Source organism: Candidatus Aegiribacteria sp. (assembly GCA_021108435.1).
Classification (GTDB): domain Bacteria; phylum Fermentibacterota; class Fermentibacteria; order Fermentibacterales; family JCC-6; genus Aegiribacteria.
This window is the reverse complement of the sequence record JAIOQY010000098.1, coordinates 1-10156: the sequence shown is the minus strand read 5'-3', so window position 1 is coordinate 10156 and position 10156 is coordinate 1. Positions and strand designations below refer to the sequence as shown.

Genomic DNA, 10156 nt, shown 5'->3' with positions numbered 1-10156 from the left:
AGAAGGTCAGCATCTGAAGGATTACTGCATAGCAAGAGGTGCTGAATTCCTCTGGATGATGTATCTTTCTCAGCGTTTTGACGACACTATCCTGAATACCATTGCTCAATCCGACACGACTTCCATGCTCAACGTAGCAAGAGCGATAGACTCTTCAATTCCTGACAGTGTTGCCATCCAGACCAATGTCGTACCTATCTATAACGATTGGCTTATCTGCAACCTTGTCAACGATCTGAAGGATGAATCGTTCGGCGGGATATATACGTATGATATACTCCCCGATACCGTTGATTTCGGGTTTATAGGTAATTCGATGTCATTCGTAAAACGCTTCTCATCAGGTTACCCGCTGGATGTATGGATAGGTAGTGAAACCAAGGGAATGAAAGCTGCGATCTGGGCTGCGCAATTCGTTGAGTTTAGAGGTGACTACGCCGACTTCCCGACCATGTACTTCAATGGCATGTATTCGGATGACGGCGGATCAGGTTCAGTACTCGACGGAAAATGGACGGGATTAGTTGTGGCTCTTAACGAGGACGAAACAGGAATCCTTTCCATTGATACCGTTCCCATGAACGATTTCTACACTGGCTCATTCGAGCTTTCAGGTGGCGCAGCCTACCTGATCACTACAAACAACAACGAAGGCGGACAGAGTGATCTCAGGTTCGTTCTATCGCAGGATACGGATTTACCTGATGTTCTTCTGTCAGCCCACCAGAATAATGTTAACGATCAGTACATCACTCTGTATACCACTCTGTATGACAGTATTCCGGAAGGATTTGACTGGTACGGACCTATCTTTACAGCTACAGAGACAACGTCTGATACTTCCAATCTTTTCAACATGTCAGTCTTTTACGAAACTCTCTGGTCCCACAGGTTCACCGCGTGGGAACCAGGAGCCTATACTCTTCATATCGCAGGTTATGACAGTACAGGATTCTCTGTTGATAACAGCATGTCTGTATCTGTTGACTACGTAACATCTGGCGGTCTGACACTCAGCATGAATGACATACATCTGAATGTCGCTGCTGGAGCTTCGGCTCCCGGTACGATGGTCAGTATGTGTGAATCGGACATGCTTGGTCTTGCAGTGGAAACACAGACTTCGCTCGAAGCTGTTCGCGGCCAGTTGACCGGCATTCTTGCCGGACCGGTGAGCATTCCATCTATTGATGCAGTGATTTCGTTCCCTGCTGAGAATTCCGAAGGTGCTGTATACAGATACACCGCCGACGGGTGGAGCAGACTGGAAAGCTGGTTCCAAAACGGCAGAATGAGCGCTGCGGTCTCCGATGGTGGAAATTACGCATTTGGCTCGTCTCCCGGTGTATCATCACCGGAGATTCCTGCCGATTTCCGCTTTAGCGGTACATATCCCAACCCGTTCAGCGCGGAAGCTGCAATCAGTTTCTCGCTGCCGTCAACGGGACATGTAAGTGTAACAATCTACGACATGACAGGTAGAGCCATCAGGACTCTTTCCGACACGGAGATGATGGCAGCTGAACATAGTCTTATCTGGGATGGTCTTGACGAAACCGGCCATGCAGTCGGAGCAGGAGTTTACTTCTGCAGACTGCAGGCATGTGGAGAGACAGTTACCCAGAAGATGCTTCGGATAGAGTAGGAAGGAGGGAGAAATGAAACATAAAATAGCAATAGCGATCCTGGGCTCCCTCGTACTGCTGAGCGGTTGCGGAGACCAGCTTCCGACCGATATTCCCGAACCATACTTCTACCAGGGATTCCTCGATCGAGGTTGGGATAAGTATGAGGATGAAATATTCGCGAATGAGCAGAATACTGGTGCTCTCGACTATTTCCAAGATGCCATAGACTGCAATGTCCAGGGTATTGAAGGTTTCGTGGGAGCGGGTTGGTCAGCGTTATTCGTGAGTGATGAATGGCGAATCGCTGACGACTACTTCTACATGGCAATTCAGCTGGATGCAGAGACCTTCCCGATAATGACTCCAAGTGAATCTCAGGCGCAGGACACGATGTGGACCGTTTTCGAATGTCTGCATCCGGATCTTCCACCTGCAGTGCTGGATCCGATCCTTGAGATGACTGCTGATTCAGGAATGGTCTGGGTGGCGGAACAGATTGAGGATATCATTGATGATGATCCGATTCCTTACCGTTTCCAGCCTCTGGAGAGTGATCCGATAGCGATGTTCACTGCCACTAATTCATACACAGGTACAGCATCTACAGTGGACAGCATTTCCGGAGGATTGATCTACATGACAGCTCCACAAACGGAAATGAGTATCGGTGGAGATAACTACTACGTCTGGGTCAACGTTGATGATCAGATGAGTTACGGATACAGAACTTTCACTTCGTCAGGTTCCGAGACTCAGTACACTTATGACGCTCTTGCAGGCATCGTCATGCTGCAGGACATCAGAGGTGAGAATGGAGATCCTCTACTGGGTTGTGCGGCTGCATGGGGACTTGATCAGATAAATGCCGATTACTCGTTTGGTTCCGGCAAGGATTATGTCGGACTCGAGGTAATCAACAACGTTCAGTTGAAAGGCACAGCAGCAGCGACAGCTTATGCGAATCAGGCGTTCAAGTTCGCATGGTTCACCTGCACAAGTGAAGGATACGGAACATATCTTGATCCGGATGATCCTGGATTCGTGGTCGAACTGATGGCCGTGATCGAGGATATGCTGAACTTCGAAGGATAGAACTGTAAAGTTCGGAGTTCAGTTCTAATAGTGTTCAGTTCTGGTTCTGATAAGAAGCCCCCTGGCAACAATGCCAGGGGGCTTCCCAACAGTGCCACCCACCAATAAAAACGACATCGAATCAGAACAGTGCCACCCACTAATAAAATTGACATCTGATCTAACATATATCCTGAAAAACTTGCATTCATCGCGGAAAACGCGTACACTGAATGTATGGCAAGAATAACACGGGTTGTCGTACCTGGATTACCGCATCACGTAACACAGCGTGGGGTGCGGTCGATCAATATATTTGAATGTGATAAGGATAGATACTTCTATCTCAGGATGCTTTCTGAATATACCACCAAGTACAAACTTGAAATCAAGTGCTGGTGCTTGATGTCTAATCATGTACATTTGATTGCTGTTCCTGAGAGCGAGGAAAGCCTGTCTCAAGCAATTGGATCAGCTCACTGGGCGTATGCGAATAATTTCAATGAACGTAAAGGTGTAAAGGGAAGATTGTTCCAGGGAAGATTCTATTCAACACCCATGTCTTCAGTACATTACTATGCTGCAGTGCGATATATTCTTCGTAATCCGGTACGTTCAGGAATTGTCAGGAAAGCCTGGGACTATAGATGGTCAAGCACGAAATTCCACATGGGATTAATTGAACATGACCCTTTGGTTCGTGAACCTGTTATTCTTGACTCATTCACAAACTGGAGGGAATATCTTACATATGATCCTGTTGAAATGGATCTTATTCGAAGGAGAACAAAGAACGGTATTCCATGCGGTGAAGCAGAATTCGTCAGGACAATAGAAAGACAGACAAATAGAAAATTCAGGATAAATAGTGTTAATGAAATACAGGTGAATAAATCTCACATAAAGCACTAAAATCGATTAAAACGATGTCGTTTTAATAGTGGGTGGCACTGTTGGTATTATTTGTATGCGGGAGCATCGATTGAGAAGATGTCATAATTATCTGTACCACCTAATCTATCCGACGAAAAGGCAAACCAGCCGGATTCTGGATTCCAGGCCGGGTAAATATCCTTTCCGGGATCATCAGTAATCTGAACAAGGTTGCCATCTAAATCACTGATCCAGATATCCCATTGTCCTGACCTGTCCGACGAGAAGGCAAACCAGTCGTTCTCGGGTCCCCAGCATGGATGAATATCATCGGAACTGCTTTCAATAACGGCATGAGGATTAAAACCATCTGCACTGATGAGCCAGATATCCGATTGTGTACCGTCATTAACCTGAAATAGTATCCACTGTCCATCAGGTGAATACGAAGGGCGCAGGCAATCAAATGATGGGGTATAGAAGGAATTACATGTAAGACTATCCACGTTATACTCCGCTTTCCAGAGACCCCAGTATGAGTCAGAATACGTACAGAAAAGCAGAGAGTCACTGTCGGGGGACCATGTTGGATGAAGGTGTTTCAGACCATCACTCAGTATAACAGTGATATACCCGGTGTATCCCGGAACAGTACATATATCCGAGTTTGTGTTTCCGGAAAAGGTTGTGAAAACGACTTTTCCTTCAGCTGCACTCCAGCAACCTGTTGGTCCAACTGACTCATTCAGATTTGAGGATGTCATGAGTGCGGGAGATCCCACTCCATCGAAACCATATAAACATGGAGATGAGCCGTCAGATGATGAGAATAGAAGGATGCCTCCATATGGTGACCAGGCTAGAGATGTGTCAGGAAAGTTGCTGGAAACAAAAAGATATGCTCCGTCAGGCCATTGATCCGGGTCAGCAGGGTTGTCTCCGCATGCCGCAAATAGAACTGTCAGGATAACTGTCGATACGATAGTGATGTATTTCATTGTATACTCCGATACTGATATTTCATTGATTGAAACCCGGTGAATTCGTTACATTTTATTGATGCATGAAGGGCCGGCTGTAATGCTGGCTCCCAGTGTTCTTAACCTGTTCACAAGGTTTTCATAACCCCGTTCGATCTGGTGTACATTTCGTATTATGCTGATTCCTTCTGCACAAAGAGCAGCTGTCAGAAGTGCCATTCCTGCTCTTATATCAGGGCTGCTTACATTTGTTCCATGAAGTTTTGAAGGACCTGAAACCACTACTCTGTGAGGGTCGCATTGAATGATGCCTGCGCCCATAGCGACCAGCTTATCAACGAAGAAGAGCCTGCTTTCAAACATTTTCTCAAAGATTAGAGAGGTTCCTCTGGATTGAGTTGCCACCACTACCGCAGTACTCGTAAGATCCGGTGAGAATCCCGGCCATGGAGCATCGTATACTGTCGGAATTGAACCACCTCGATCAGGCTGTACTTCCAGGGGCCGTCTGCCATCTATGATAATTGAGTCATCCTTCAATTCAATAGTTACTCCCAGCTTGGAGAATCCATTCATAGTTGGCTGAATGATATTATCCGGAACACCGGGAATTACTACTTTCCCACTGCAGCAGGCAGCGAGACCGATAAAACTTCCGATCTCGATATGATCGGGCATTATTGTATATTCCGTGCCTTCAAGAAGATGGTTTCTGCCGACAACATGAATTCTGTTAGTGCCGATTCCGGATATATCCGCTCCCATTGAAACAAGCATTGTTGCCAGATCCTGAACATTAGGTTCACATGCCGAGTTATAGATAACGGTTTCTCCCTCAGCGATTGTTGCAGCCATCAGAGCATTTTCAGTTGCTGTTACGGATGGCTCATCGAGAAGGATCGATGTACCCTTTAATTTTTTCGACGAGAATGAAAGTTTTCTGTCAACCAGACCAACTTCAGCACCCATCTGTTCGAGAACCAGGAAGTGTGTATCCAATCTTCTTCTTCCAATTACATCCCCACCGGGAGGTGGAAGCTGCACACGACCGGTTCTTGCCACGAGCGGACCTGCGAGGAGAATAGATGCTCTGATCGCCCTGCACATATCCTCTTCAATGTTATAGGGATTTATACATGCTGCATTCAACCTGTATGAGCTACCACCAAGTGCGGATATCTTAACACCGATGCTTTCCAGAAGAACAAGCATCGCTTTTACATCTCTGATTTCAGGTAGATTGTGAAGAATAATATCCTGGTCTGAAAGAATACATGCGGAGAGAATTGGAAGAGCAGCATTCTTGCTGCCTGAAGGTTTCAAGACTCCCGAAAGCGGTTTTCCTCCCTCGACGATGTATGTATCGGATGGTGGAAGTGTCATGTTTTGCTTCCCTTCCTTCCAGTTTTACGAAGGAGAGTGTGATAAAGATCAGGATAATCATCGGGTACCCACTGCTGACGGAGAAGCCATCTGATGTAATCTTCATCCTGTGCTACGATATCCTCTACAAGTTTGCCTCTGTACTTGCCAAACGAGAATATCTTTATCTCCAATGAGGATTGTGTGTATTCCATCAATTCCTTCCAGTTCTCCGAAGTTATTAAATGCTGTTCAATGATGAACTCTACAAGAGCTCGAACAAGTTTTGTGTCAAACATTGCTCTATGAGCATTACCGGAAATACTGGAATCCAGTTCAAATCTGTATCTCAGAACCTGAAGCGCATGGGAGGGAATAGAAGGCCAGATATGTCTGGAGAGTCTGAGTGAATCAAGTTTCATATCAGGTTTGATATCACTGAAAATTCCGGGGAGTTGCCGGGTCAGTATTCCCAGATCGAAAGGAAGATTGTGAGCGCATATAAGGTCTGCTTTACAAAAAAGATCCTGAATGCTATCTGATATGCTCTCAATAGATGGTTTTCCTTCCAGCATACTGTTTGTGATGTGATGAATAGCGGATGCTTCCGGAGGCACTGGATCTTGTGGCAGTACCAGTTCAATCAATTCGATATCCTGATCAGCGACTCTTGAAAAGCCGATGTAAGTGCTTAGTAAAAAAGCAACTTCGCATATCTGTGATGTTTCTGTATCTATTCCTGTGGTTTCAGTATCAAGATACAGAACCCTCCGGGTTTCCCCATGATTGCCTGCGCTGGAAAAAAGATCGGGTTCGTTGTTCATAAGTATATACTAATTCCCAAAGTTCTAACCTGCAAATCTGATGGAAATCCGTCTTCATTCATCTGGAATTACTGGATTTTTTTGAAATTTCCTGTAATCATGTATAATATACTGAAGCTGATGAAAACAGTTACTACTAATTCTTTGGAGGAATTATGAAAACAATAATGATGTTCGCAGTTGTACTTGCAGCACTATTTGCTGCATGTGGTGCTCAACCGGAGGATGATGCTCCGATATCCGCCCTGGATATTCTTCCTGACGATGTTCTTTTCTCCATGGCCATTATCAATCCGGCAACGGTTATCTCCTCCCTTGATCTGTATGGCTCCGGAGTTCCAGTTCTTGGGGAAACCTCTGTTTCAGGATGGATTCTATCACTTCTTGATTGTGCGGATATGGCTGAAGTGGAAACAAAACTGGGTATTGATACTAATGGCAGTCTTGTTCTCTTCATGCAGAGCATGATGCCACAGAGCATTGGTGTAGCCATGTCTGTCACAGATGCTACTGTCTTCTGGGCTAACACAAGCTTGACTCCCGAAGCCGGTGAGCCGCTGGATGGTTATGAAGTCAGCACAATTGATGTCGATTTCGGCAAACTGTATTTCTGCGATACTCGTGGACTTCTCCTTGGCGCGGGCAGCAGAGCAGGGCTTCAAAGCATGCTTGAACGAATTGACGGATCCCTGCCCGCTTCATTACCCGGTATTCCTGATGGAAGTTTCTACTTCTACGCGGATATAGCGTCATTTGGCCCTATGGCTGCCAGCCAGCTTGCTATGCTTAAACCAACGATAATTGCCGGTATGGATACTACAGACGGTGCGGAGGCAGAGATCACCGAAAAAGTACTTGGAATGTATTTTGATTTAATCAATCTTATCCTGCTGGAAACAAGTTCTGTTGATTTCGTACTATCATTTGAATCTGAATATGTTACCGGAACTTCTTCTGTGAGATTTGTACCCGGATCATCTCTTGACCAGTTTATCATTCCGGTTGAAATTGACGATATGACAGGATTAGTGCCGGCCGGTAACTCAATCGCTGCCAGGATCAGTATAGATCCTCTGACCAGTGAGGCGGCAATGAATGCTGTGTTTGGTGCCATAGGCATAGAAGATATTCCCGGAGACATGGTCACATTCTGGGCTCAATGCTCTCGTAATACTGCGATGTCAATGACCAGTGATCCTGACAACCCGATGCATATCATAGCTGTTTACGAGATGCCGGAAGGAACCGGACTTGAACAGGTAAAAGAGGTTTACGGTATGCAGTTTTCTATTATGGAAAACATTCTTGACATGCCCGGTCTTTCCCTTTCAGAAGTGCAGTATGCGGAACTTGATGGGATTGAATGGGTCACATTCGGCATGGATATGGATATGACTGAACTCCAGTCTGATGTGGAAGACAGCGCTCCGCTCACTCAGAACGTCTCATGGAAAGCCTGGCTGACTGTCAGTGATGGAATCCTCTACCTCGAGATGGCAGAGCAGCCCCTGATAGTTCCTCAGATAATTGCTGGAACCTGGCAGGGAGAGACCGTTGGGAGCATGCCTGCAATGCGGAATATTTCAGATTCAGCGGAAATCGCGATGCTGATCAACGTTCCGGAATATCTCAACATGGCAATGTCCATGTCCGGACTTGAGGTGCCTTACATCGACGCAGATCCTGTCTGGCTCGAAATAGAGGTGGATTTTACAGGCGGAGGTGTAACAAAACATTTCCGTGTATCAGGAACGGGACTGGCTGCGTTCATAGGACAGGCAATTCAGATGTTTGGAGCGCTGAGTCAGTAATCCTGCTAGCCCGGATTCATCACAGGTACTCGTAGCGAAGCGGCGTAGACGGCAGTGGATACGAGGCTTTCGAATGCAGACTCCGGAGTCGTACTTGAACAGTACGTCGAGGACGGATGTATGAGAATAACGAAGTAGACTCTGGTGTATTCGTCGCTGCAGTAGAGTATTTGTGATGAATCCGGGCTAGAACAGCTTTAAAGATTATCGGCAGTCACTGTTGTGATTGCCGATAGCTCTATAGAACAGGTTTTCTATTGTATCTCTCCTGCGCTGCAATGATCCCCTCTTGAAGATAGAGCCCTACGCAATCTGCCGCTACATAAGCCATCCGCGCAGCTTCCTCTTCAAGTTTCGAAGGAACGCTGTCAAGAACGAAATCTGCCAGATCAGAACCATCCTGTGCGGGACCGATGCCGATTCGAAGGCGGGCGAAATTTTCGGTACCGAGACATTCGATAATATTTCTCAGACCGTTATGTCCTCCGTGAGAGCCCCTGGCTCTTAATCTGAGATGACCTAGATCAAGGTTAACATCGTCACAGATAACCAGCAATTCAGCAGCATTATAATTTTTGATATCAAGAAATTCTGCTATTGCTTTACCACTTCTGTTCATGTAATCAGCAGGTTTGATCAGGTCCGGACCATCCGGTAGAACAGTAGTAATAAAGAGTCCTGCATCTATGAATTGAACGCCGGCTTCTCTGGCCAGTATATCGGCCACCCAGAAGCCGGCGTTATGCCATGTCATGCAGTACTTCTTCCCCGGATTACCAAGACATGCGATAAGCCGGAGATTTGCCAAAATCTACTCTTTTTCGGAGGCGGGAGTTTCTGAACTCTCTTTCTTTGCTTCCTCTTCACCCTCGAGTTCAGCAGCTTCCTCTCCTTCGAGAAGCTCTTCCTCTTCCTCAACTTCGACCTTCGCGACACTTGGAGCAACAACGGATGCCACAACCAGATCCCTGTCCATATCCAGAGTTAAAGTATCCGCAAGCACGATATCCGATAGATGAACTGAATCACCAATTTCAAGATGTCCTACATCAACGGTCACGGAACCTGGAATGTCCTTCGCTCTAACCTTGATGATAATCTCATGAAGTGTGTGTTCAAGAACTCCACCCATCGTGACACCCACTGGGATACTCTCAAGGCGTATATGTACTGGAACCGAGACTATCTGATCTGCGGAAACTCTTAGAAAATCGATGTGAACAGGTTTGTCTGTAATGATGTCCCATTGTACATCCCTGACAATTGCTGTTACCGGAGATTTTCTACCCATTTTAAGATTAATGATACCGGTAGAGGTGGAGTAACCTACAGTGTCCATGAACTCTTTTTCATTTACGGTAACGGTCAGCTCACTGCCTCCTCTGCCGTAAACAACAGCCGGAATAATTCCTGTGCGACGGAGCCTTCTTGCTATTCGGGATCCGAACTCCAATCGTTCGGCAATTCCCAGCGTTCTTTTCTCAGGCATTACTATATCCTTTCTTTCTTCCGATTACTTTGGAATGATGGCTGGGGCGGGAGGATTCGAACCCCCAATGCAGGGACCAAAACCCTGTGTCTTAACCATTTGACGACGCCCCAGCAGT

9 protein-coding genes and 1 tRNA gene are annotated in these 10156 nt (G+C 46.2%); 4 read left to right on the top strand and 6 right to left on the bottom strand.

The genetic code is table 11. From position 1 onward, the window contains the following. The 3 genes from K8R76_06010 to K8R76_06000 all read left to right on the top strand — a co-directional run. The coding region (locus K8R76_06010) for a T9SS type A sorting domain-containing protein (GenBank protein MCD4847725.1) at window positions 1–1645 on the top strand (1645 nt) is incomplete at its 5' end. A gap of 13 nt (window positions 1646–1658) precedes the next feature. Next, on the top strand, window positions 1659–2720 hold the full coding sequence (locus K8R76_06005) for a hypothetical protein (GenBank protein MCD4847724.1): 1062 nt from the start codon (window positions 1659–1661) through the stop codon (window positions 2718–2720). Window positions 2721–2936: 216 nt separating this feature from the next. Then, window positions 2937–3611: a transposase gene (locus K8R76_06000; GenBank protein ID MCD4847723.1), complete on the top strand. Its 675-nt coding sequence runs from the start codon at window positions 2937–2939 to the stop codon at window positions 3609–3611. Between the two features lie 47 nt (window positions 3612–3658). On the opposite strand, the gene K8R76_05995 is transcribed toward K8R76_06000, so the two are convergent. From K8R76_05995 to K8R76_05985, 3 genes are read right to left on the bottom strand one after another with little or no spacing between them, the layout of a single operon-like run. Further along, the gene (locus K8R76_05995) at window positions 3659–4570 is read right to left on the bottom strand and encodes a hypothetical protein (protein MCD4847722.1); all 912 of its coding nucleotides are present in this window, start codon (window positions 4568–4570) and stop codon (window positions 3659–3661) included. A 48-nt stretch (window positions 4571–4618) separates the two neighbouring features. Further along, entirely contained in the window at window positions 4619–5935 is a 1317-nt protein-coding gene (gene murA, locus K8R76_05990) for a UDP-N-acetylglucosamine 1-carboxyvinyltransferase (GenBank protein MCD4847721.1), read from the bottom strand. Continuing rightward, the gene (locus K8R76_05985; GenBank protein MCD4847720.1) at window positions 5932–6738 is read right to left on the bottom strand and encodes a hypothetical protein; all 807 of its coding nucleotides are present in this window, start codon (window positions 6736–6738) and stop codon (window positions 5932–5934) included. Before K8R76_05985 ends, murA begins: the two co-directional genes overlap by 4 nt. A 155-nt stretch (window positions 6739–6893) precedes the next feature. Here K8R76_05985 and K8R76_05980 point away from each other — a divergent pair, with 155 nt between their 5' ends. Next, on the top strand, window positions 6894–8549 hold the full coding sequence (locus K8R76_05980; GenBank protein ID MCD4847719.1) for a hypothetical protein: 1656 nt from the start codon (window positions 6894–6896) through the stop codon (window positions 8547–8549). 238 nt (window positions 8550–8787) lie between these two features. On the opposite strand, the gene pth is transcribed toward K8R76_05980, so the two are convergent. The 3 genes from pth to K8R76_05965 form a co-directional block, all read right to left on the bottom strand. After that, window positions 8788–9357: an aminoacyl-tRNA hydrolase gene (gene pth / locus K8R76_05975; GenBank protein MCD4847718.1), complete on the bottom strand. Its 570-nt coding sequence runs from the start codon at window positions 9355–9357 to the stop codon at window positions 8788–8790. 3 nt (window positions 9358–9360) lie between these two features. Further along, window positions 9361–10038, bottom strand: coding sequence for a 50S ribosomal protein L25 (locus K8R76_05970; protein MCD4847717.1), 678 nt, complete (start codon window positions 10036–10038; stop codon window positions 9361–9363). A gap of 38 nt (window positions 10039–10076) precedes the next feature. Continuing rightward, a tRNA-Gln gene (locus K8R76_05965) sits at window positions 10077–10151 on the bottom strand. Window positions 10152–10156: the final 5 nt, after the last annotated feature.

What these genes read in the sequence shown, in the direction of transcription:
- K8R76_06005 (MCD4847724.1), top strand. Translation starts at nt 1,659, where the DNA reads ATGAAACATAAAATAGCAATAGCGATCCTGGGCTCCCTCGTACTGCTG.
- K8R76_06000 (MCD4847723.1), top strand. Translation starts at nt 2,937, where the DNA reads ATGGCAAGAATAACACGGGTTGTCGTACCTGGATTACCGCATCACGTA.
- K8R76_05995 (MCD4847722.1), bottom strand. Translation starts at nt 4,570, where the DNA reads ATGAAATACATCACTATCGTATCGACAGTTATCCTGACAGTTCTATTT.
- murA (MCD4847721.1), bottom strand. Translation starts at nt 5,935, where the DNA reads ATGACACTTCCACCATCCGATACATACATCGTCGAGGGAGGAAAACCG.
- K8R76_05985 (MCD4847720.1), bottom strand. Translation starts at nt 6,738, where the DNA reads ATGAACAACGAACCCGATCTTTTTTCCAGCGCAGGCAATCATGGGGAA.
- K8R76_05980 (MCD4847719.1), top strand. Translation starts at nt 6,894, where the DNA reads ATGAAAACAATAATGATGTTCGCAGTTGTACTTGCAGCACTATTTGCT.
- K8R76_05970 (MCD4847717.1), bottom strand. Translation starts at nt 10,038, where the DNA reads ATGCCTGAGAAAAGAACGCTGGGAATTGCCGAACGATTGGAGTTCGGA.